At 71.6% G+C, this 21,426-nt stretch carries 18 protein-coding genes; 9 read left to right on the top strand and 9 right to left on the bottom strand.

Annotated elements, in window-relative coordinates; genetic code table 11:
• Nucleotides 1-273 precede the first annotated feature (273 nt).
• On the top strand, nt 274-816 hold the full coding sequence (locus IPH07_27345; GenBank protein ID MBK6921142.1) for a hypothetical protein: 543 nt from the start codon (nt 274-276) through the stop codon (nt 814-816).
• Nucleotides 817-890: 74 nt separating this feature from the next.
• Here the strand turns inward: IPH07_27345 and IPH07_27340 are convergent, their stop codons facing one another.
• From IPH07_27340 to IPH07_27330, 3 genes are read right to left on the bottom strand one after another with little or no spacing between them, the layout of a single operon-like run.
• Complete coding sequence (locus IPH07_27340) at nt 891-2,972, bottom strand: VWA domain-containing protein (GenBank protein ID MBK6921141.1); 2,082 nt, start codon at nt 2,970-2,972, stop codon at nt 891-893.
• Nucleotides 2,969-3,955 carry a DUF58 domain-containing protein gene (locus IPH07_27335; GenBank protein MBK6921140.1) on the bottom strand — a complete coding sequence of 329 codons (987 nt, stop codon included), beginning with the start codon at nt 3,953-3,955 and terminating at the stop codon, nt 2,969-2,971. Before IPH07_27335 ends, IPH07_27340 begins: the two co-directional genes overlap by 4 nt.
• A 13-nt stretch (nt 3,956-3,968) precedes the next feature.
• Nucleotides 3,969-4,982, bottom strand: coding sequence for a MoxR family ATPase (locus IPH07_27330; GenBank protein MBK6921139.1), 1,014 nt, complete (start codon nt 4,980-4,982; stop codon nt 3,969-3,971).
• A 303-nt stretch (nt 4,983-5,285) separates the two neighbouring features.
• On the opposite strand from IPH07_27330, the gene moeB reads away from it, so the two are divergent.
• The 4 genes from moeB to IPH07_27310 all read left to right on the top strand — a co-directional run bounded on the left by moeB (nt 5,286) and on the right by IPH07_27310 (nt 10,134).
• Nucleotides 5,286-6,446, top strand: a complete 1,161-nt coding sequence (moeB, locus tag IPH07_27325) for a molybdopterin-synthase adenylyltransferase MoeB (GenBank protein MBK6921138.1) — start codon at nt 5,286-5,288, stop codon at nt 6,444-6,446.
• A gap of 66 nt (nt 6,447-6,512) precedes the next feature.
• Complete coding sequence (locus IPH07_27320) at nt 6,513-8,228, top strand: aminotransferase class V-fold PLP-dependent enzyme (GenBank protein ID MBK6921137.1); 1,716 nt, start codon at nt 6,513-6,515, stop codon at nt 8,226-8,228.
• 161 nt (nt 8,229-8,389) lie between these two features.
• Complete coding sequence (locus IPH07_27315) at nt 8,390-9,433, top strand: DUF2330 domain-containing protein (protein MBK6921136.1); 1,044 nt, start codon at nt 8,390-8,392, stop codon at nt 9,431-9,433.
• Nucleotides 9,430-10,134: a TonB family protein gene (locus IPH07_27310; GenBank protein ID MBK6921135.1), complete on the top strand. Its 705-nt coding sequence runs from the start codon at nt 9,430-9,432 to the stop codon at nt 10,132-10,134. The genes IPH07_27315 and IPH07_27310 overlap by 4 nt, the downstream gene beginning before the upstream one ends.
• 60 nt (nt 10,135-10,194) lie before the next feature.
• Here IPH07_27310 and IPH07_27305 read toward each other — a convergent pair whose 3' ends face one another.
• Together IPH07_27305 and IPH07_27300 are read right to left on the bottom strand one after the other, a co-directional pair.
• Nucleotides 10,195-10,440, bottom strand: a complete 246-nt coding sequence (locus tag IPH07_27305) for a hypothetical protein (GenBank protein MBK6921134.1) — start codon at nt 10,438-10,440, stop codon at nt 10,195-10,197.
• A 284-nt stretch (nt 10,441-10,724) separates the two neighbouring features.
• A complete protein-coding gene (locus IPH07_27300; protein MBK6921133.1) occupies nt 10,725-11,153 on the bottom strand; it encodes a Uma2 family endonuclease in 429 nt (142 codons plus the stop codon).
• Nucleotides 11,154-11,362: 209 nt separating this feature from the next.
• On the opposite strand from IPH07_27300, the gene IPH07_27295 reads away from it, so the two are divergent.
• On the top strand, nt 11,363-12,751 hold the full coding sequence (locus tag IPH07_27295; GenBank protein MBK6921132.1) for a hypothetical protein: 1,389 nt from the start codon (nt 11,363-11,365) through the stop codon (nt 12,749-12,751).
• Between the two features lie 6 nt (nt 12,752-12,757).
• On the opposite strand, the gene IPH07_27290 is transcribed toward IPH07_27295, so the two are convergent.
• Complete coding sequence (locus IPH07_27290; protein ID MBK6921131.1) at nt 12,758-14,128, bottom strand: FAD-containing oxidoreductase; 1,371 nt, start codon at nt 14,126-14,128, stop codon at nt 12,758-12,760.
• Nucleotides 14,129-14,257: 129 nt separating this feature from the next.
• Between IPH07_27290 and IPH07_27285 the strand changes: the two genes are divergently transcribed.
• Nucleotides 14,258-14,890, top strand: coding sequence for a hypothetical protein (locus IPH07_27285; protein ID MBK6921130.1), 633 nt, complete (start codon nt 14,258-14,260; stop codon nt 14,888-14,890).
• A 69-nt stretch (nt 14,891-14,959) separates the two neighbouring features.
• Here IPH07_27285 and IPH07_27280 read toward each other — a convergent pair whose 3' ends face one another.
• A complete protein-coding gene (locus IPH07_27280) occupies nt 14,960-16,066 on the bottom strand; it encodes a hypothetical protein (GenBank protein ID MBK6921129.1) in 1,107 nt (368 codons plus the stop codon).
• Nucleotides 16,067-16,995: 929 nt separating this feature from the next.
• Here IPH07_27280 and IPH07_27275 point away from each other — a divergent pair.
• Nucleotides 16,996-17,364 carry a hypothetical protein gene (locus tag IPH07_27275; GenBank protein ID MBK6921128.1) on the top strand — a complete coding sequence of 123 codons (369 nt, stop codon included), beginning with the start codon at nt 16,996-16,998 and terminating at the stop codon, nt 17,362-17,364.
• The gene (locus tag IPH07_27270) at nt 17,348-18,850 is read left to right on the top strand and encodes a hypothetical protein (protein ID MBK6921127.1); all 1,503 of its coding nucleotides are present in this window, start codon (nt 17,348-17,350) and stop codon (nt 18,848-18,850) included. The genes IPH07_27275 and IPH07_27270 overlap by 17 nt, the downstream gene beginning before the upstream one ends.
• Here IPH07_27270 and IPH07_27265 read toward each other — a convergent pair.
• Complete coding sequence (locus IPH07_27265; GenBank protein ID MBK6921126.1) at nt 18,832-19,623, bottom strand: Smr/MutS family protein; 792 nt, start codon at nt 19,621-19,623, stop codon at nt 18,832-18,834. The genes IPH07_27270 and IPH07_27265 overlap by 19 nt on opposite strands.
• Nucleotides 19,620-21,362, bottom strand: a complete 1,743-nt coding sequence (locus IPH07_27260; protein ID MBK6921125.1) for a serine/threonine protein kinase — start codon at nt 21,360-21,362, stop codon at nt 19,620-19,622. Before IPH07_27260 ends, IPH07_27265 begins: the two co-directional genes overlap by 4 nt.
• Between the last annotated feature and the right edge of the window lie 64 nt (nt 21,363-21,426).

Here is a 21,426-nt window from a genome sequence, read left to right as displayed (position 1 = left end):
AGCGTGCGCGGGCGCCAGCGGGACGCACCCTGACGTCGCCGTCGTGAGCGACCGCGGGCGCTCCGCCCGCGACACCGGGGGTCGCCGCGGCCGCACGACGTTCGCTCGCATGCGAACGTGGAGCGTTGGCGCCGACGTTGCCGACCCGCGACGCCTCGGGTTCGCCGACCAAAACCAAAAGTGCCGCAGATCATACGGAGCGCGGCCGTAGCGGGAAAATCGATCACAACCGACTTGTAGAGCGACCGAGTCCGCTCTAGTCTGATCGACATCATGCGTGCACCTCGTCTCGGGTTCGTGTTGCGCTCGGCCGCGCCGTTGGTGCTGGCCATGACCGGCTGCTTCATCACGACCGATGGAGAGCGCTACAACGACACCGAGGTCGGCACGGGTGGCAGCTGCCCGACGGGCCACGAGGGTTGCGACTGCACCAGCGGTGGTGCGTGCAACCCCGGGTTCCTCTGCAACACCAACCTCAACATCTGCATCAGCGACAGCTGCCCGGTCGGCACCGAGACCTGCGTGTGCACGCCGATGGGCGCATGTGATCCGGGCCTCGAGTGCCTCTCGGACTTCTGCGTCGATCCCGGGCCGGTGTGCCCGGTCGGCACCGAGAGCTGCCCGTGCACCAACGGTGGTGGCTGCGACGTCGGTCTGGTGTGCCTGTCCAACACCTGCGTCGACGCAACGGACCTCACGACCGGCTCCGGCGATCCCAGCACCGATAGCGCGGGCACCACGGCGCAGGAGAGCACCGGCGCCGCCGATAGCTCGAGCTCCGGGGTCCCGATGGCCGACTCGAGCAGCGGCGGCTAAGGCCCGACGCAGGCTTCGCTGCAGTCGCAAAGGTGCGCGGACATGGAGGGTCGGTCTCGACGGAGACCGGCCCTTCACGCGTTGCGGGCGCCCGCGCGCGGGCGACGTGCGAGCGACTCGATCGCCAGCAACAGCGCCACCAGCAGCACGAGGATGCGCCACTGCGGCCGCGCGATGGCGGTCCGAGCCCCTTCGCCGAGCTCGGGGGCCGCGAGGTCGAGCCAGTGGGTGTCGCTCTCGCGGGGGTCGACCTCGACCACGAACGTGCTGAGTGCATCGTCGTCGTGGGCCCGATAGTGCCCGGGCGCGAAGGTCTCACGGAAGATCGCCTGACCCTCTGCGTCGGCGGCGACCGGGATCTCGCGGCCATCGGGCGTCGTGACCACCAGTGCACCCTTGCCGTGGATCGTGCGCGGCTCGCCGACGTACACCCGTGACGCCAGCGCGCCGCCGGCGATGTCACCGAGCCAGCCCAGCACCTTGCTGGCCATCGGCACGAAGCCGGCGCGCAGCGGGAGATCGGCCCAGTCGCGATCGATCGTCGTGGTCAACAGCGCGACACGTCCGCCGGCGGCCGCGCGGGTCACGAGCGCGGGGGCGCCGTTGGTGTACGCGAGCGCGATCGCGGCGCTGCGGCCGGGATCCGGATCGCAGAGGATCACCTTGCGCACGCGCGCGCCGGCGAGGCCGAGCTCGCCGCCGAGACCGCGGAAGATCGGATGCGAGAGGTCGGGCGCGGCAAAGCCCTCGACGCGCGCCTCGGTGCGCCCGGGTGCGGTGCCGAGCACCACCGTCTCGCGCAGTCGCAGCGGCAGCACCGCCCCGAGCCGGGCGTTGTACGCCTCGGGGTCGACGCGGTCGCCGACGGTGATCCACAGACCCATGCCGCGGCCGATCGCGGCGACGATGGCGGGGGCGATGTCCTCGGCCGGGGCCCGCACGTTGGCCAGCACCAACACGTCGATGTCCGCGAGCGCGCGCTCGCCCTGCTCGCGGATGCGTGCCTCGAGCTGGTCCGGGGCCAGCGAGGCCAGCCGCAGGCGTTGCTCGCGATCGGTCGCACCGACCGCGGTCGCGAGGAAGAACACCTCGTCGTGGGCGCGCAGCTCGCTGGGGTCGCCGTTGATCACGGTCACCGCGATCGCGTCGTCGGCGGTGAGCCAGGTGTGTCGCGCATCGTCGAACGGCAGCGGGTCCGCCGGCAGATCGAGCGCCACGGTCGCGGCGGCGTTCGGGGCCTCGCCGAGCAGGACGTGGGTGAACTCGAAGGGCGCCTCGGTGTCGGGCTCGAGCTCGAGGCTGCCGCGCGCGACCTCGATGCCATCGATCGCGAGGGTGACCGGCACCGTCCATGCCTCGGTGCCGCCGACCCGCCGCACCTGCAGCTGGATGCGAACTGCCCGCGGGTCGAGATCGGGCGCGGGGGTCCACGCCAGCGTGGTGATGCCGATGTGGGCCGGCGGCGTCACGTCGGCGTCGACCGCTGCGATCGGCACCACGGTCGCGCCGTCCTCGGTGACGCGTGGCAGGCCGCCGAGCCCGTTCGCGGTGGCGTCGCCGATGGCATAGATCACGCGCTTGCGGTCGACCTCTGCGTCGCGCAGCAGCGTCGCGGCGTCGGCGAGCGCGTCCGTCATGGTCCAGGCGCCCAGCCGTGGCGCGCCCCGATCGGCCCACTCCTGCAGCGCCTCGCGCACGCGGTCGAGGTCCGCGGTGGGCTCGATGCGCGGGCCGTCGGGATCGCTGGTCGCGAGGCCGATGCGGGTGTCGGGCGGCATCGACGACAGCAGCGTGTCGGCGCGCTGCACCGCGTGCTGCATCATCGTGCGATCGTCGACCCGCAGCGACATGCCGGCCGAGCCGTCGACGAGCAGCACCGCGTCGTGGGGCTCCGCGACGATGCTGATGCCCGAAGGATCGAGCGTGGCAGGGCGCGCGAGCACCAGCACCACCAGCGCGAACAGCAGCAGGCGCAGCGCCAGCAACATCCGATCCTGCAGCGCGCGTCGTCGGGTGACGGCGGGATCGTCGGCACGAAGGAATCGCAGGGCGGCAAATTCGATGGTGCGTGGCGGCTGCCGGCCGAGCAGGTGCGCTGCGATCGGCAGCGACAGGCCCAGCAAGCCCAGCAACAGCGCCGGCGCCAGCAGGCTCACGGGCGATCCTCGCTCCCGACGTCGGCCTGCGCGGGCTGGCCGGCGAGGCGTGCCAGCAACGACATGAACGCCGACGCCAGCGGCTCGTCGGTGACCAGACGGTGGTGCACGATGCCGTGCAGCTCGCAGCGGCCCTCGAGCGCGCCCAGGTGGGCATGCACGCGCTCGAGGTAGCCAGCGCGCATGGCCGCGGCAGCGCCCTCGAGGTCGGCGCGCGTGCCCCTGCGATCGACGAAGCGCAGCACGCCTTCGCCCTGCCAGGGAAACGTCAGCTCGTCGCGGTGCAGCACCTGCAGCAGCACGACGTCGTGCCGGCGCGCGCGCAGCTGCACGAGACCTTGCAGCAGCGCCGCTTCGACCGTCTCGGAGTCCTGCCCATCGATGGCGAGGTCGAGCCAGTCGGTCAGCAGCACCACCAGCGATCGCGGCGGCAGTCGGGGCGCGAGCGCCTCGGGCAGTCGCTGCAGCGGCGCGGTGCCGAGCGGTCGCGCTGCGCCCAGCGCCCGCGCGATCGCATCGAGGCGATCGTTGCCGGCCGCGGTGCGCTGCAACGCGGTGTCGAGCGTGCCCGCACCGGCGAGCACCAGGCCCGCGCGGTCACCCTGGCGCAGCGCGGCCCAGGCCAGCGCGGCAGCCATCGCGGTCGCGATCGCGTGCTTCGAGCGTGCGCCCTCGCCGTAGCCCATGTTGGCGCCGACATCGATTGCCAGCGTGACCGCGAGCTCGTCCTCGGCCTCGGTCTGTCGCAGCACCAGGCGATCGCGACGTGCGACCGCGCGCCAGTCGAGCTGACGGGGGTCGTCGCCCGGCACGTACGCACGGTGGTCGCGGAAGTCGTGGCCCAGGCCGGCACGCGAGGACGCGTGGCGGCCGTGGCGACGGCCCCACACCGGTCGCTGCAGCGTGAGTGGGTGGGTGCGCAGCAGCGCCGCGAGGTCCGGGGGGACCAGCTCCGCGATCGAGGTGCCGCGCGGTGCCGCCACGAATCCCGACGTCCTACGCCCGTACCGCGCCGAGGACCTCGGCCATGATCGCGTCCGTGCCCACGCCGCGGGCCTCGGCCGCGAAGCTGCGCACGAGCCGGTGTTCGAGCACTGCCGAGGCCAGCGCGCGCACGTCGTCGACGTCGACCGCGGCGCGCCCGTCGAGCGCCGCGCGGGCCTGGGTCGCCGCCAGCAGCTGCTGACCGGCGCGCGGGCCGGCGCCCCAGCGCACCAGCTCGCGCACCGCTGCGGGTGCGCTCGGATCCGCCGGTCGCGATGCGCGGAGCAGCGCGACCACGTGATCGACGACCGCCGCCGGCACCGGGATGCGTCGCACGAGCTCCTGGTGGGCGATGAGCTGCGCGGGCGTGAGGATCGGACGCAGCTCCTCGGCCTCGCTGGGATCGAACGCCACGATGCGCCGCTCCGACTCGAGGTCGGGGTAGTCGACGACGATCTGCAGCATGAAGCGGTCGAGCTGGGCCTCGGGCAGCGGGTAGGTGCCCTCCTGCTCGATGGGGTTCTGCGTGGCGAACACGTGGAACGGCGGCGACAGCCGGTGGGTCTTGCCGCCAGCGGTGACGCGGCCCTCCTGCATCGATTGCAGCAGCGCGGCCTGGGTCTTGGGCGGGGTGCGGTTGATCTCGTCGGCCAGCAGCAGGTTGCAGAAGACCGGGCCCGGCACGAAGCGGAAGTGGCGACGACCGGTGTCGGCGTCGTCCTCCAGCACCTCGCTGCCGGTGATGTCGGCGGGCATCAGGTCTGGCGTGAACTGGATGCGCGAGAACTCGAGCTCGAGCGCCTGCGCCAGCGAGCTGACCAGCAGCGTCTTCGCGAGCCCGGGCACCCCGACGAACAGACCGTGCCCGCGCGCGAACAGGCACACGAGCAACAGGTCGATCACGTGGGCCTGACCGACGATGCGACGGTGGATCTCGTCGACCAGGCGTGAGCGCGCCTCGGCGAGCTGTCGCAGGGCGGCCGAATCGTCGGCGGTGAGGGGATCGATGGGGGCGCTGTCGGGCAACGTTCGAAGGCGAGGCACACTCGCGCGCCCTTGATATACCCGCGCTTGCCCCACGCGTCCCGGCTTGCCGTGCGGATCATCGAGGGCGCTCGCGGATCACGGTCGCGTCGGCCCACGTCGGCGCGCGGGCGCCAGCGGCGCGCAGGTCCGGGGCCACCCCCTCGCGGGGCCGCGCCGTGGCATTTCTCTCCCCTGCGGCCGGGGAACCAGCAGGGCCGCGTTTGACCGGCGCTCCGACCTGGTCCAAGGTCTTCGTCGGATTCCAGCCGCGCAATAAAGCGGTACGGTGTCGGAGAATCATCCATGGCGACTTTTCAAGATCACCTCGCCCGCGTGAAGGCCCGCATCCGCGAGATCTCGGTCGACGAGACCAAGGCTCGCGTGCTCGATGCGGCGAACGGGCCGGTGCTCATCGACGTGCGCGAGCGCGATGAGTACGAGCAGGGCTTCATCCCGCGCGCGCACTGGGTCTCGCGCGGCTACCTCGAGCTGAAGGTCGAGGACATCGTGCCCGAGCGTGATCGCGAGATCATCCTCTACTGTGCCGGTGGCACCCGCTCGGCGCTCGCCGCCGCAGCGCTGCACGAGCTCGGCTACGAGCGCGTGTCATCGATGGCCGGGGGCTTCCGCGCGTGGAAGAACGCGGGCCACGCCTTCGATCGACCGCGCAGCCTCAGCCCCGAACAGATCAAGCGCTACAGCCGGCACATCATGTTGCCCGAGGTGGGCGAGGCCGGGCAGGCCAAGCTGCTCGACGCCAAGGTGCTGTTCCTCGGTGCCGGTGGCCTGGGCTCGCCGTCGAGCCTCTACCTCGCGGCCGCGGGCGTCGGCACCATCGGCATCGTCGACGACGACGTGGTCGACGAGAGCAACCTGCAGCGGCAGGTGCTGCACAACATCGAGCGCCTGGGCATCCCCAAGGTCGAGAGCGCGCGCAAGACGTTGCAGCTGCTCAACCCCGATGTGAAGGTCATCCCACACCAGACGCGACTGTCGAGCGAGAACGTGCTCGACATCATCGCCGACTACGATCTGGTGATCGACGGCGCCGACAACTTCCCCACGCGCTATTTGCTCAACGACGCCGCGCTCAAGCTGCGCAAGCCGGTGATCCACGCCTCGATCTTCCGCTTCGAGGGCCAGATCACGACCTTCTTGCCCGACTCGGGGCCGTGCTACCGCTGCCTCTACCCCGACCCGCCGCCGCCGGGCATGGCGCCGTCGTGCCAGGAGGCCGGCGTGCTGGGTGTGTTGCCGGGCCTGGTCGGCACCCTGCAGGCCAACGAGGCCGTGAAGATCATCCTCGGTGTGGGCGAGACCCTGTCGGGTCGTCTGCTCGTGTTCGACGCGCTGGGCACCAAGTTCCGCACGCTCAAGCTGCGCAAGGACCCTGGCTGTCGGGTGTGCAGCAAGCACCCCAGCGAGATCGAGCTCATCGACTACGAAGCCTTCTGCTCGATCTAGCGGGCGGCTGCGGCGTGCGGATGCCCCGGCCCACCTCCGGTGGGCGTTCGGGGGTAGAGTGCGAGCGTGAAGACCTTCGAGGAGGTCGCGGCCTTCATCCGCAACAACGAGGTCGGCCGACGCGCGTGTGTCGACACGCCGTTCGGTCGCCGTCTGATCTGCTACGCCGATCTGACCGCGACCGGTCGCTACCTCCACTTCGTCGAGGGCTGGATCCGCCGGGTGCGGCCGTTCTACGCCAACTCGCACACCGCGGTGTCGTCGACCGGCCGCGTGATGACGCAGCTGCGCGAGAAGTCGCGCTGCCTCATCCACCGCGCGGTCGGGGCCGGGCCCGACGACGAGGTGTTGTTCGTGGGCTCGGGCGCGACCGCGGCGGTCAACAAGCTGGTCGGGCTGCTGGGCCTGCGCATCTCGGAGCCGCTCGAGCGCGAGTACGGGCTCTCGAAGCACATCCCGCCCGAGCGTCGCCCGGTGGTGTTCATCGGCCCCTACGAGCACCACAGCAACGAGCTGCCGTGGCTCGAGTCGGTCGCCGAGGTGGTCGAGATCGCACTCGACGACAGCGGCCGCGTCGACCTCGTCGATCTCGAGCGCAAGCTGACGCGCTACCGTGATCGTCCGCTGCGCATCGGCAGCTTCTCGGCGGCATCGAACGTCACCGGCGTGCTGACCAACGTGCCGGTCGTCGCCGAGCTGTTGCATCGCCACGGCGCCTACGCGTGCTTCGACTACGCCGCTGCCGGCCCCTACGTGCCGATCGACATGCGCGCCGACGATCCGCTGCGCCGCATCGACGCGCTGTTCCTGTCGATGCACAAGTTCATCGGCGGGCCGCAGGCCTCCGGCGTGTTGGTCGCCAACCGGGCGCTCTTCCGCTCGCGCGTGCCGGAGCGGCCGGGCGGCGGCACCGTCGAGTACGTCGCCGACTCGCACCACGACTCGGTCGACTACACCGAGCGCTTGGCCGAGCGCGAGGAGGGCGGCACGCCGTCGATCCTCGGCGACGTGCGGGCCGGCACCGCCTTCCTCGTCAAGCAGATGATCGGCGCCGAGCGCATCCTCGCCCACGAGACCGAGCTCAGCGCGCGCGCGTTGGCGCGGCTGCATCGTCACCCGCGCATCAAGCTGCTCGGTTCGATCTCGCTGCCGCGGCTCTCGATCCTCTCGTTCAACATCGAGGGCCTGCACCACGACCTGGTGTCGGCGCTGCTCGATCACCTCTTCGGCATCCAGAATCGTGCGGGTTGCTCGTGCGCGGGGCCCTACGGCCACCGTCTGCTCGGCATCGGTCGCGAGGAGTCCGAGCGCTTCCGGGCCCAGATCCAGCGCGGCTTGAACGGCATCAAGCCCGGCTGGGTGCGGCTGACGATCCCGTTCTACGCCACCGAGGACGACCTCGAGTTCCTGCTGCGCGCGATCGAGTTCGTCGCCGATCACGGCGAGGTGTTCGTGCCGCTGTACCGGCTCGACTGGCGCGACGGCGTGTGGCGACACATCGAGCGGCCGATGCCCGACGTCGAGCCCATCGAGCTCACGGTCGCCGCGCTCGAGGAAGCCGCGCAGAGCTTCGCGGCCGGCGATCACGAGGCCCCGATGTCCGAGCAGCAGCTGCTGGTCGAGCGACGGCGATACTTCGAGGAGGCCGAAGCCGCCGCGGTCAGCCTGCGCGCGCGGTGGGAGGCCGATCCGCCGCGATGGAACGCACCGACGGGGGATGGGGCGATCGATGCGTTGGTGTGGTTCCGCTACGTCGAGTGCGTGGGCGGGGACTGCAGCTAGCCTGAGGCACGGTGCCGTGGTGCGCGGCCTCTGCGTCCGATCTCGACCCGCCGGTGGCGACGGTGGCGGATGACCCGGGCCGCGAGCACGAGCAACAGCGGCGCCCCATGCTACGTGATCGGCGCCTGCCGCCCAAGCGAACAGCTGCTACCGTACGCGCCATGCCACGGCTCCGCGTCGCGTTGACCTCCGGGCTGCTCGTCGCGTCCGTCCTCGGCGCGCTCGCGGTGACGATCGACCCCGCACGCGTGCAGGCCTGCGGCGGCTTCTTCACCAAGCGATTGTCCGCGGACCGTACGCCATCGCTGGCGTACGAGCAGGTCATCATCGTCCACGACGCGGCGAAGAACCGCGAGCACTTCGTCCGCGAGGTCGCGTTTCGCAAGGCCGACGAGCCGTTCGGTTTCGTCGTGCCGACCCCGACGCGACCCGAGGTCGACAAGGTGCACCCGTCCTTGCTCAAGGACTTTCGCATCGACTTCCCGTTCGAGCCGATCGCGCGGGGGCTGGGCATCGTGGGCGCGGGCGGCGGCACCGGCGGCGGTGCCGGCTTCGGCGGCCGCGGCGTCACCGTGCTCGAGAAGAAGAAGGTCGGCAGCTTCACCGCGTTCGTGCTCGCGGCGGACGACAGCGCCGCGTTGTCGGGCTGGCTCGAGCAGCACGGGCTCTCGACCACGCCGCACGGCGATGCCTGGCTCGCCCACTACGTCGCAATGAAGTTCTTCTACGTCGCGATGCGCTACGACCCGCCGAAGCAGGCCAAGGGTGACGGCATGCTTGCGGCCGAGACCATGCGGATCTCGTTCGACACGCCCGTGCCCTACTATCCGTACCTCGAGCCTGCGACACCGCCCGGGATCGTCGGTGACGAGCGCCTGCTCGATCTGTGGGTCGTGTCGAGCAAGAAGGTCGTGCCGCTCGCCGTGCGCGAGCGCGGCGACGAGCGCACGTGGATCCGGCCGCTGCGCGAGGGCGAGAGCCACCCGGACGCACGCAGAAAATTGGACGAGCTGGCTGCGCTCGAGGGGCTGCTGCCCGAAGGCGAGCTGGTGGTGCAGACGTTCCAGGATCAGAAACGATCGCGCGCCGGCATCGGCGACATCCTGTTCGCGCCCGCGCAGAAGACCGAGGTCTCGGCCCAGGACCGCGCCGCACTCGGAACGATGCTCGCGATCCTCGATCCCGCGCTGCTGGAGGCCCCATGAGGTGCCTCGCGATCCTCGGCCTCGTGCTCGCATGCGAAGCCAGGCCGACGCCCGCGTCGCCCGCACCCGCCAAGGCCGCGCCGACACCGGTGGGCGAGGCCGGGCCGGCAGCCGTCGTCGACGCCGAGCCAACGCCCGCGGCGACGCCCGAGCCGACGCCCGTGGCCGCGCCCGCGCCGTCGCTGCCGCACGGGCCCGCGCCCGCGAGTAGCGGCGCGAGCCGAGACGACCGCGAGCGCGTCGTGCTCGAGCTGCTCGCGGGCGCGGACGCGAGCCACTTCGCGGTCGAGGACGTCGAGCCGGGCAAGGCCTTCGACGCGGGCCTGCGCGATCGTGTCGCGCCGCGCGAGAGCGTCGGCGGAGGGCCGCAGGTGCGGCAGGGCGCGGTGACGGTCGACAAGGGCCTGCATCGCGACGTGGTGCGCCGCGTCCTGCGCGCGCACATCAACGAGCTGCGGTTCTGCTACAACCAAGGCCTCGTGCGCGACACGGCGCTCGCGGGCGAGGTCACGCTGGCGTTCACCATCGCCGAGGACGGGTCGGTCTCCGAGGCGTCGCTCCGGGCGTCCACGCTCGCGGGCAAGGCGGGCACGGCCGTGGCGGCGTGCATGGTCAAGGCGGCGCGCCGCTGGAAGTATCCCAAGCCCGAGGGCGGCGGCAGCGTCGAGGTCGTGTTTCCGGTGGCGTTTCGCCCGGGCTGATCTCGACGTGGATCGGGGCCATCCTCGGACTCGTCCCGCCGCTCGTGCTCGATCCCGGCGTCAGAACTGAAAGTCGATGAACGGCGTCGGTTCGCTCGGCTCGCAGTCGATCACCGCCTGGCGCTGTGCCGCGCAGGGCCCGGGTTGGTCGCCGGCGAGGCCGTGGGCAACCCGCACGTCGGGGCACGCCAGCGCCTCGACGCAGGCCTCGTAGGCCAGACGCGGTGCGCGGCACGGGCCTTCGCGCTGCCGCGCATCGTCCTCGCAGTTGCGCGTGCACGCGGCCGCGCCGATGAATGCCGGCACGTCGCACGCGCCAAGGCGGTCGCAGAAGCGTGCGCACGGCGAGCGAGCGTCGTCGACACGGACGCGGGGCGGGGGACCGTCCGAGGGTGGCGCGGCGCGGGTGCACGCGGCGTTGCCCATCACCGCCACGAGCAGGGCGAACCCGACCGCGAGGTCTCGACGAGACGAGCCGAACTGACGCCGCTGCACCAATTTCGAAGGGTGCCACAGATGTCGGTCGGCCGTGGGCGCCGCTCGAGCCCGCGCCCGGTCGTGCGTTCGAACCAGGTCGGCACGCCCGACGGCTACTCGGGGTCGTCGCCGAACAGCGTGCCGACCACGAGCTCGATCGCGTCGAAGGGCTCGGGGCGCACGGTCTCGCCCCGCTCCGCACGGAGGATCGTGGTGTAGCCAGCGGCGCTCCAGCGCATGACGGTGACCGTACAGTCGCGCGGATCGACCAGCCAGTAGTGGGTCACCTCGGCGTCGTGATGGATGCGGAGCTTCTTGACCGTGTCGGTGTTCGCGTTGGCCGGCGACACGATTTCGCAGATCCAATCCGGTCGGATCTGCACCGGCGATCCGGTCGGTCGCTCGGGCACGCGATCGCGGCGCCAGCCCAGCACATCGGGGCGTACCACCTGCGACGAGGGCAACAACACCTCGACCTCCGTTGCGATCCACCAGCCGCCGGGACCTCCGCCGCCGGCGCGCCGCTGATACGGCGGACGGATCGCGCAGGCTGGAGCGCGCGGGCCGTCCGACGGGGTCCGCAGGGGGCGCTCGTCGATCGGTCCACTAGGGGCGGTCGCGGCCCCGCACAATCGCGCTCGCGCCGAAGCGCGCATGGATGCCGCGCGGCCGCGGCAACTGCTGCGCGCGTGCGTCGGTGACGAGCCACGCGTCGCGCGGTGTTCCGCCCAACGTCCCAGGACGTTCCACCATGCGCACCTCGGTTCTGCTCGTGTCTCTCCTGTCACCCTCGCTGGTCGCCTGCAGCGGCGCCGAGGCCGACCTCGACGACGCGTCGAGCACCGGCGTCGAGGAACCCGGGGTGTACGCGCCCGCCCTCGACGACGTGATCGGCACCATCGACGCCGTGCATCGCAGCACCCTCGATGGCCGTTCGCCGGCGCTCGAGGCCGCGGTGGCGGCCGCCCGTGCCGAGGTCGACCAGGTCGACACCGACGCGGAGTTCGAGCTGCTCGTGGGCCGCGTGCTCGTCGCGCTCGGCGATGGCCACAGCACCGTCGGCCTGCGCGCGGGCGCACCCGTCGCTTCGATTGACCTGCCGATCGCGTGGCTCGACGAGGGGCCCGTCGTCGCGAGGGCGACCGACGTGCTGAAGCCCGGCGACGCGATCGTCTCGATCGGCGGGCGCTCGGCCGACACGATCCTCGCCGACCTCGCGGCCCACGTCAGTCGGGACGGCGACGCCTACCTCCGCCACGCCGGCCCACGCCGCGTGCCGCGACAGGACTGGCTCGAGCCGATGGGCATGATCGAAGATGGTCGCGTCACGGTGGCGATCGAGCGCGACGGCGAGCGGCTGAGCTTCGATCTTCCGCTCGAGGACGGGCTCGTCGTCGACCCGGCGCCCCAGCGCGCCACGGTCGGTTGGACGATCGAGGCCGAGCACGACCTCGGCGTCTTCCACCTCGACGCGTGTGTCTACGACGCGAACTACCAGGCGACGCTCGCTGCCTTCATGGCCGAGGTCCATGCCCAGGACGTCGGCAAGATCGCGATCGACCTGCGCTACAACGGGGGCGGCGACGTGACCGTGGCCTACGCGTTCCTGGCCTGGCTCGCACCCGAGGTGGCGTCGTTCTCGGTGAGCGCGCGGCGGTCGGACGCGCTCGTCGAGCAGGCGCCGATCTACGCGGACCCCAGCTTCCTCGGGCTGCTCGAGGCGTTCGGCGTGGCGCTCGACGGGCCCACGTTCGAGGTGCCGGGCGCGGCGCTGTCGACGGGGATCGGAGCGCTGGTGCCCGCGGTCGCGCCGGAGCAGAGGTTCACCGGCGACGTCTACGTGCTGGTATCGCCGACGACCTACTCCAGCGCCCAGCTCTTCGTCGGTGAGATCGTCGACAACGGTCTCGGCGTCACCGTCGGCGACGAGACCGGGGCCCTGCGCAATAGCACCGGCGACATGCTGTCGTTCGACGTGCCGGACACCGACGTGGCGTTCACCCTCGCGGGCTCGTGGATGACGCGGCCGGTACCCGAGCTGGGCCAGGGACCGACGCTGGCGGACATCCCGATCCGTGTGACACGGGCGGACATCGCCGCGGGGCGCGACCCGGTGCTCGACGCGGTGCGGATGCGTTAGCGGTGGCTACTCGAGCGCAACCAGCTGCTGCAGGGTCGTCGGGATCAACTCGCTCACGGTCGGGTGGGCGTGCACCGCCCGCGACAGCACCGAGTGGTGCGCGCGCGCGTACATGATGTCCGCGATGCCGTGGATCGCCTCGTCGCCCTCGACGCCGAGGATGGTCGCGCCGAGGATGCGCCCGACGCCCTCGCCGGGGGTGTCGTCGACCAGCACCTCGATGAAGCCGTGGGTCTCGCCGCGCTCACGGGCACGACCGACGCGCGCCATCGGCAGGTGACCGATGCGCACGCGCTTGCCCGAGGCGCGCGCCTGCGTCTTGTTCATGCCGACGCGCGCCAGCGGTGGATCGGTGTACAGCGCGTAGATCGGCAGGCGATCGGTCACGCGGCGGGATGCACCGTCGAGCAGGTTCTCCGCGACGATCTCGTAGTCGTTGTACGAGGTGTGCGTGAACGCCCCGCGACCGTTCACGTCGCCGATCGCCCAGATGTGCTCGACGTTCGTGCGCAGGGTGTCGTCGACGGTGACGAAGCCGCGGGCGTCGGTGCTCACGCCCGCGCGGTCGAGGCCGAGGTCGTCGGTGTTCGGCCGCCGACCGATCGCCGCCAGCACGTGCGATCCGGTCACGCTGGGGCCGTCGGTCGTGAGCTCGACGTCGCCGTCGATCGAGCGGGCGGCGCGAACGGTCGTGGCCGTGTGGATCGTGATGCCCTCCAGCTCGAGGATGCGCCGCACCTCGGTCGAGACGTCGTTGTCTTCGCGCGCGATGATGCGCGGGCCCTGCTCGATCACGGTCACGCGACTGCCGAAGCGCCGGTACATCTGCGCGAACTCGAGGCCGACGTAGCTGCCCCCGACGATGACCAGGTGCTCGGGCACCCGGTCGAGATCCATCATCGAGTGGTTGGTCAGGCATGGCACCTCGGCCAGCGCCGCCGGCACGATGGCCCGCCCGCCGACGTTCACGAAGAATCGCTTCGCCCGCAGCACGCCCTCGCCGACGCGGATCGTGTGCGCGTCCTCGAAGCGGGCATGGCCCTCGACCACGGTGAGGCCCTTGGTGCCGCCGAGCCAGTCGCGCAGGCTGTCGCGCGACTGCTGCACCACCGCATCCTTGCGCGCCTTGACCCGCGCCATGTCGACGACCACCGGGCCGGTCGTCACCCCGAAGCGTGCGGCCTCGCGGGCGAGCCATGCGACGCGGGCACTGGCGATGAGCGTCTTGGTCGGGATGCAGCCGTCGTTCACACAGGTGCCGCCCAGGCCCCGACGCTCGACGAGGGCGACGGTGTGCCCAGCGTGGGCCAGCCGCACGGCGAGCGAGGGGCCCGACTGGCCCGCGCCGATGACGATGGCATCGAAGTCCGTGTCCATGGTGCCGCCGTAGCCTACCACCGCGGTGCGTGACCCCTCGTGGCCGCAGCGGGTGTTCGAAGTTTCGATGTCACACGAGGTGCCAGCGCACTCCACAGGTCAGGGCCGAAGGGAGCCCCCCAACGCACCATGCCAGCACAAGCACTTGCCTCGATCCTCGTCCTCGCCACCGCCTTCACCACCGCCGCGCCGTTTGCCGTCGTGGCGCCGACCGTGGGACCCGCCCATCCGCCGGTGACTGCGAACGATCCACCCACGGTGAATCCTTGCCTCGTCGCCGCGCCCGATCGCGAGGCGACGCTGACGGCCGGCAACGCGTCGGCGATGGTGTCGTCGAGCGGGCTGGCGTACGGCTCGTCGTTTCGCGACTGCAAGCGTTTCGTCGCCAAGCTGCACGTGCCGGCCGATGCTCGCGGCCCGCAGAGCGGTCTGGGCGGGAGCACGCCGTACTACAAGCTGCACGCCGATCTCGTGAACAGCCCCAACCAACAGACCTGCGCGCAGACGACCCTGACGATGGACGCGTACCTGCAGACCGCGGGTACCACCAAGTTCGTGCTGAAGACGCGATCGAAGTACGTCGGCGTGTGGGAGGACGGGTTCGTGCCCCGCTGCCGCCTGAGCCTGGTGGAAGGCACCGCGCAGCAGCGCGAGCCCAACCGCTCCGGCGCCGAGACCTGGCGCATCGTGATGGACGCCAAGCGCGGCACCACCGTGCTCGGGGTCACCGCGAGCGTGGCGTTCGATGCAGTGCCGTACTGATGCGTCGACCGGTCGCGGTGGGCCTGCTGGCGTGCGGTCGCGGTGCCCCCGACGCGACCCTCGCGCTGGTCAGTGCCGACGACGGCGGGCGAACAGCGCCAGCAGCAGCCACATGCTCGACCACCCGCGCAGGGGCGAGCCATTGCGGCAGCCGCAACCGCCGTCGTCGTCGAGCTCGCGTGGGCCGGCGGCGCCGGTCGAGTCGCTCGCCGAGGTGCCGTCGCTCGTTGCCGCGTCGCCCGTGGTCTCACCGCCCGAGTCCGAGTCGTCGGCCGCCGCCGGCGGCTCGCCGTCGCCGACGATCACCGTGATGCTGCCCTGGGCCTGGTTGCCGGCGCCGTCCTGGGTCTGGATGTCGATGGTCCACTCGCCGTCGGGCACGTCGTTGAGCGCGATGGGGAAGACCCCCGGGCCCGCGAGCTCGACCGAGCTCTCGAAGCCGTCGACGAACGCGATCGAGGTCGGGAAGTTCTGTGGCGCGATGTCGTCGTGCAGCTCGAGCACGAGCGTGAAGGTGTTGGGTACGCGCGCGCCGTCGCTCGGGCTCACGATCGCGAGGCTCGGCGCGGTGTCGTCGGGCTGGCGCGGACCGAACAGGGCCAGCATCTCGCGGTAGCTGTTCTGCTCGCCGTCGTCGCAGAACTCGAGGTGCTGCAGCGGGCAGAGGTTGGGCTCGTAGACGATCGGACTGCACTGATCCTCGAACTTCGGATCGGGCGCGTTGCCGACGGTGGGGTAGAGGATGTCGCCGGTCGAGTCGACGTGCTCGAGGCCCCAGGTGTGGGCGAGCTCCTGCAGCACGACCTTGGCGACGTCGGCCGGCTGCAGCTCGGGCGGATCGAGCGTGAAGCTGAGATCGCCGCCGTCGCCGTCGAAGCAATCGATCTTCGGCGCGATCCCGAGGAAACCCCCAGCCGGCGGTGACCACTGGCCGATCGCCTCCATGTCGTAGTCGATCGTCTCGTCGGGACGTTCGGTGGTGACGACGACGTCGAAATCGATGAGATCGGCGGCGACCGTCTGCACTACCGCCGCGCGCTCGGCTGCGCCGCCGCGGTACGGCAGCACGGCACCCTGCATCACCGTCGAGCAGTTGTCGTGGGGATCGTCCTCGCCGTCGCCGCACCAATTGACGTCGATGCCATCGAAGGCGAGGTAGAGGATGCGGCGCCCCACGCTGCCGCGCCCCTCGAGCCGCGCATTCGCGGCGCGAAGGGGACGCGCGGGGTCTTCCACGCGCTGACCGGGCCGAGGTTCCCGTGTCGATGCGGACGCCGCCTCAGCCGTCGTGCCGACCGTCGTGGTCGCGAGCACGGCTGCGACGATGGCCGACCTGACGGTGCGCGGGGGGACGGAGGTCGCCATCATCGGAGCTCGCGAGACTGGACGAGCGTGGCACCAGCGATCATGATTGTCCAACCCGATGATGCTGGGATGTGATCGATCCTCGCGATGTCGAGGCGCGGGGGTCGTGGCCACCGTCGCCACCTGGTTGCTGTCGTTGGCGATGATCGCCATGTCGTGCGGTGGGGATGCCGGCGGCGTCGCGACGATGGGCAGCTCGAGTTCGTCGAGCAGCGCGGATGCCAGCACGGCCACATCGACGACGGCAGCGAGTGAGTCCGGCGCGCAGGACAGCACCACCGCCGCGTCGTGCCCGATCGGCGCGTGGGGGTGCCCCTGCGATGGCGGCACGTGCCTCGATGGTGGCGAGTGCATCGATGACGTGTGCGTGCAGTGTCCGATCGGTACGCTCGACTGCGCGTGCACCGACTCGCAGCTGTGCGCGGTCGGGTTGCAGTGCCGCGATGGCACCTGCCAGGGCATGCTGCCGACCTGCGAGACCGCGGGTGACGGCGTCTGCGACGAGCCGGTCGGCACCGGTCGGTGTCCGGTCGGGACCGACGCCTACGACTGCTGCTATTTCTCGGACGGGGTCTGCGACGAGGGTGGCGCGTGCCCGCCCGGCAGCGACGACTACGATTGCGGACGCTGCCCGTTCCAGAGCAACGGCGTGTGCAACGAGCCCCAGGGTCAGGGGCTGCCCGCCCGACACCGATCCCCTGGACTGCTGCGCGACGCCCGAGGACGGGACGTGCGAAGAGATGGCGCGCGGCGGCGCCTGTCCCAACGGCAGCGACTTCTTCGACTGCGGCTACTGCATCCACCTGAACGACGGGACCTGCGACGAACCCGGCACCTGCCCGGCAGGCAGCGACGACTACGACTGCGGCGTGTGCGAGACGGTGCAGGATGGGACCTGCGACGAACCCGGCACCTGCCCGGTAGGCAGCGACGACTACGACTGCGGCGTGTGCGAGACGGTGCAGGATGGGACCTGCGACGAACCCGGCACCTGCCCGGTAGGCAGCGACGACTACGACTGCGGCGTGTGCGAGACGGTGCAGGATGGGACCTGCGACGAACCCATCACCTGCCCGGTGGGAAGCGATGCCGATGACTGTGCGATCTGAACGACTGCGACGGCGCGCGCTGGTCCTGACCGCGACGCTTTTGGGCTGCGGCGGCGACGATGTCGCGGCCACCGCGAGCGCCGATGCGAGCACCGGCAACACCACTGGCGATGGCTCGAGCTCCGGCGAGGTCGGCAGCAGCAGCGGCGACGCGACCGCGTCCAGCGGCGACAGCAGTGGGATCGCACCGCCGCAAGGCGAGTGCGGCAACGGGATCCTCGAGCTGGGCGAAGACTGCGACGACGGCAAGGACGGCGATCCCGACGACGGCTGCACCGACCTGTGCCAGCTGCCGCGCTGCGGCGACGGCCTGCTGCAGACCTCGCTGGGCGAGCAGTGCGACGTGGGCGACGTCGCCGCGGATCACTGCACCGCGGGCTGTCGTGCGGGGCTGGTACGCGGCTGGATCGACGTGCTCGGCACCGCGGACGGCGGCGACGACGAGGCCCGCGGCGTGGCACTCGACGCCGACGGCAACGTCGTCGCGGTCGGACGCATCGACGACGTCGAGGGCAATGGCTTCGACGTGTGGGTCCGCAAGTACGATCCGAGCGGCACGGTGCTGTGGACCACGGGCTTCGACAGCGGCGTCAGCTCCAGCTTCGATCGCGCGTACGCGGTCGCCGTGTGCGAAGACGGGCGCATCATCGTCGGCGGCGAGGCGCCGGTGCTGGGGCAGGGCAGCGACGCGCTCGTGCTCAGCTTCGAGGCCGACGGCACCCCGGGATGGACCGCCATGCACCAAGGCGCAGGCGGCTTCGACGACGGCGTGTACGGGGTCGCATGCGCCGGCCAGACCGTGTTGGTCGCGGGCTACGAGTTCGCCGCGGACGACGTGCCCGCCTCGGGTTGGTACAGCGCGCTCGATCTCGCCGACGGTGCCGAGCAGTGGAACGGCGCCGTGGTCTCGGGCCCGAGCGACTTCGCGTTCGTCGCGGGCGTGGCCGCGGGGCCGGCGGGCGAGTGGGCACTGTCGGGAATCACCGACGACGACAACTGGGTCCGCGTGCTCGAGTCCGACGGCACCCAGCGTTGGGAGCAGACCTTCGACGCGATCGCGGATGCCGACGACGTCGCGAGCGCGGTCGCGTTCACCCCCGACGGCGACGTGCTGGTCGCCGGCTCCAACACGCACGCCTACGTGCGTCGCCTCGGCGGCGCCGATGGCAGTGCGCTGTGGAGCGGCGTGTATGCTGGGAGCGAGGGCGACGGCGCTGCGGTGGCGGCGACCGATGATGGCCTGGTGGTGCTGGTCGGTGGCCTGCAGTCGACCGGTACCTCGGGCGAGACGCCGGTGATGTTCGGCATCGATGCCGACGCCGGTGGGCTGCTGTGGACGCAGCTGGTGTTCGACGGCGGCGTCACGGGGGCCGCGAGCGCGGTCGCAGCCGGGCCCGCGGGTGCGGTCGCCGTGGCGGGCGATCACACCCCGCACGCGTTCGACGGCACCGACCTCTGGGTCGCTCGCTACGCGCCGTCGCGCTGAGGTGGGCGTCGACGCAGCGTGACCACGGTCGCGCCCCAGCTGCCCTCGCCATGTCCGCCGAGGCGGTGGTGGAGCACCGCGGGGTGGCGCGCGAGGATCGCTGCGACGGTGCTACGCAGCGCACCGATGCCCTTGCCGTGGACGATCCGCAGCTCGAACACACCGCGGGCGAGGCACTCGTCGATGTAGGCCCGCACCAACGGGTCGACCTCGCGGGGATGGAAGTTGTGCAGGTCGAGCTCGCCATCGATTGCGAGCTCGCCGGGGCCGCGCGGGCTCGCATCGGCCAGGGTGCCGCACCACGGCGCGCGCGGTAGTCGGCCCGCGGGCTCGAGCGTGACGCCGGGCCCGATGGTGGCCGCATTGCGCAGCGGTGGCGCGGCGACGGGTGCGGCGCGCCACGGCCAGCGGCGTGGTGCGGTACCCGCGAACGTCACGAAGCGATCGCCGACGAGGAACGCGATCTCGAGGCCCAGCGGCTCGCCGTCGGCGCGCCGCCACGGCTGCACGCGCACGCGACCGAACAGCGCCGCTGCCAGCAGGTCGAGTGCCGACGCGATGTCGTCGTCGTCGCGCGCGAACGGCTGCGACCACGTCGCGAGCTCGACCGTGATCGCATCGGTGTGCCGGCGGATCGTGATCGGCAACGGCTGGTGACCAGGTGCCGCCGGCGCCGACCACCGCTCACCGTCCGCGATCACGCTGCGCTGCACCGCCGGGTCGAAGCTCAGCGCGTCGAGCCCCGCGTCCAGGACGTCGTCGAGCTCGCTCATGATCGCGGTGCCGGGGCCTGCGGCGCCAGGGCCGGTGCGCGCACGGTCGCGTGGTGGGGACGCCACGGCAGCATGCGGGCGAGCTCCTGCAGTGCCTGCGCGAGCGCGGTGCCGTCCTCGAAGCGTTGCTGGGGATCCTTGGCCAGCGTGCGCAGGACCAGCGCCTCGAGCTCCGGCGGCAGCGCCTCGCCGCGTCGCAGCGACGGCGAGGGCACGGGATCGTTGACCTGTCGCGCCAGCACCTCGATCGGCGAGTCGCCGCCGAACGGCACCGTGCCGGTCAGCGCCCAGAACAGCGCCATGCCCACGCCGTAGACGTCCGCGGGCGCGCCGGCGGGCTCACCCTTGGCGGCCTCCGGCGAGAGGTAGGCCGGCGTGCCCGCGACCCAGCCGGTGGTGGTGAGTCGAGAGTCCCGCACGCTGGCGGTGCGGGCGATGCCGAAGTCGAGCAGCTTGACGACATCGGACTCCCCGCCGAGACGTGCCACGAAGAGGTTCTCGGGCTTGATGTCGCGGTGCACGATGCCGGCGGCGTGGGCCTCACCCAGCGCACGCGCGGCCTGCAGCGCGAGGTGGATCGCACGGGCCGGCGTCAGTGGCCCGTGTCGCCGCACGATCGAGGACAGGTCGTCGCCCTCGAGCAGCTCCATCGCGTAGTACCAGAGGCCGTCGTCGGTGGTGCCGTGGTCGTAGATGCGCACGGTGTTGGGGTGCGTCAGCGCAGCCGTGGTCATCACCTCGCGCTCGAAGCGTTGCACGGCGATGGGATCGGTGCCGTACTCGGGGCGCAGGATCTTGAGTGCGACGTCGCGGCGCAGCTGCTCGTGGAACGCGATCCACACCTCACCCATGCCACCGCGGCCGATGCGACGCTCGAGTCGGTAGCGGCCGATGCTGCGCGAACGGAACAGCTGCCGACGCAGCGCCCACACGTTGTGACCGCCGATCACCAGCAGCGCCCACGCGCCGAACAGCAGCATGAGGTAGAAGAACGACACCGCGATGGCGTGGCCGTCGTGCAGCTGCGCCGCGAGCTCGGGTGAGAATGGCGCCGAGGCCAGGAACACCAGCGGATGCACGAGCACCGGCACCGCGAGCTGCACCGCGCCGATGCGCCAGTGATTGGGGAGCACGGCGGCGCGACCGACCAGCACCAGTGCGATGTAGGCCGCGTAGGGGCTGGTGAGGCCGCCCGAGAGCAGGCACATGTCCGTGAGCACTGCCGACACGCTCGCCGTCATCACGCCGTCGAGCACGCGCAACCCGGTCGGGCCCGGTGCGGGCGCGAGCCGCAGCCACAGCATGCAACCGACCAGCGGCACCAGGCCGAACAGTCGCAGCACGAGGTAGCTCGCCAGCGGTGCCGGTGCGATGAACGTCGCCAGCACCCAGTCGACGAAGCCGAAGCCGAGCCACAGCACGCACGCGATCGGCATGAGCCGTCGCATGCGCGCCACCGCGGCGGCGTGCTCCTGTCGCTCGAGCGCGAGGTCGCGATCGGAGATGAGCGTGTCGCCGCCGCCGTCGTCGCCCAGTGAAGCGGCCGGTGGTGGCTTCTGCAGTGGGTCGGGATCGCCACCGTAGGGGAGCGTCGGCGCCGCGAGGTCGTGGGGCAGTGCCGCGCGATGGGGCCGTGACGCCATCGGGCCGGTCTCGCCCAACTCACCGACGGGGACCGCCATGGTCGCCGTGAGCGCACCCGGCGGTCGGTCGGTCGGATCTTGGTGCGGGTCGGCCACGGGCGCTTGCAGCTCCATACGGAGGATAGCGCCGCTCGGCCCGATTCGATGTCGCACCCGTGGG

The sequence above is a fragment of the Deltaproteobacteria bacterium genome, assembly GCA_016709225.1.
In the GTDB taxonomy this organism is placed as follows: Bacteria; Myxococcota_A; Polyangia; order Nannocystales; family Nannocystaceae; genus Xiheibacterium; species Xiheibacterium phototrophicum.
Note: the sequence above shows the minus strand (reverse complement) of the source record. Positions and strands in the feature narration are given on the sequence as shown.

Excerpts from the sequence above, each read along its gene's own strand:
- IPH07_27295 (MBK6921132.1), top strand. The coding sequence starts at position 11,363 with ATGCGCACCTCGGTTCTGCTCGTGTCTCTCCTGTCACCCTCGCTGGTC.
- IPH07_27285 (MBK6921130.1), top strand. The coding sequence starts at position 14,258 with ATGCCAGCACAAGCACTTGCCTCGATCCTCGTCCTCGCCACCGCCTTC.
- IPH07_27345 (MBK6921142.1), top strand. The coding sequence starts at position 274 with ATGCGTGCACCTCGTCTCGGGTTCGTGTTGCGCTCGGCCGCGCCGTTG.
- IPH07_27315 (MBK6921136.1), top strand. The coding sequence starts at position 8,390 with ATGCCACGGCTCCGCGTCGCGTTGACCTCCGGGCTGCTCGTCGCGTCC.
- IPH07_27290 (MBK6921131.1), bottom strand. The coding sequence starts at position 14,128 with ATGGACACGGACTTCGATGCCATCGTCATCGGCGCGGGCCAGTCGGGC.
- IPH07_27275 (MBK6921128.1), top strand. The coding sequence starts at position 16,996 with ATGGCGCGCGGCGGCGCCTGTCCCAACGGCAGCGACTTCTTCGACTGC.
- IPH07_27270 (MBK6921127.1), top strand. The coding sequence starts at position 17,348 with ATGACTGTGCGATCTGAACGACTGCGACGGCGCGCGCTGGTCCTGACC.
- moeB (MBK6921138.1), top strand. The coding sequence starts at position 5,286 with ATGGCGACTTTTCAAGATCACCTCGCCCGCGTGAAGGCCCGCATCCGC.
- IPH07_27310 (MBK6921135.1), top strand. The coding sequence starts at position 9,430 with ATGAGGTGCCTCGCGATCCTCGGCCTCGTGCTCGCATGCGAAGCCAGG.
- IPH07_27265 (MBK6921126.1), bottom strand. The coding sequence starts at position 19,623 with ATGAGCGAGCTCGACGACGTCCTGGACGCGGGGCTCGACGCGCTGAGC.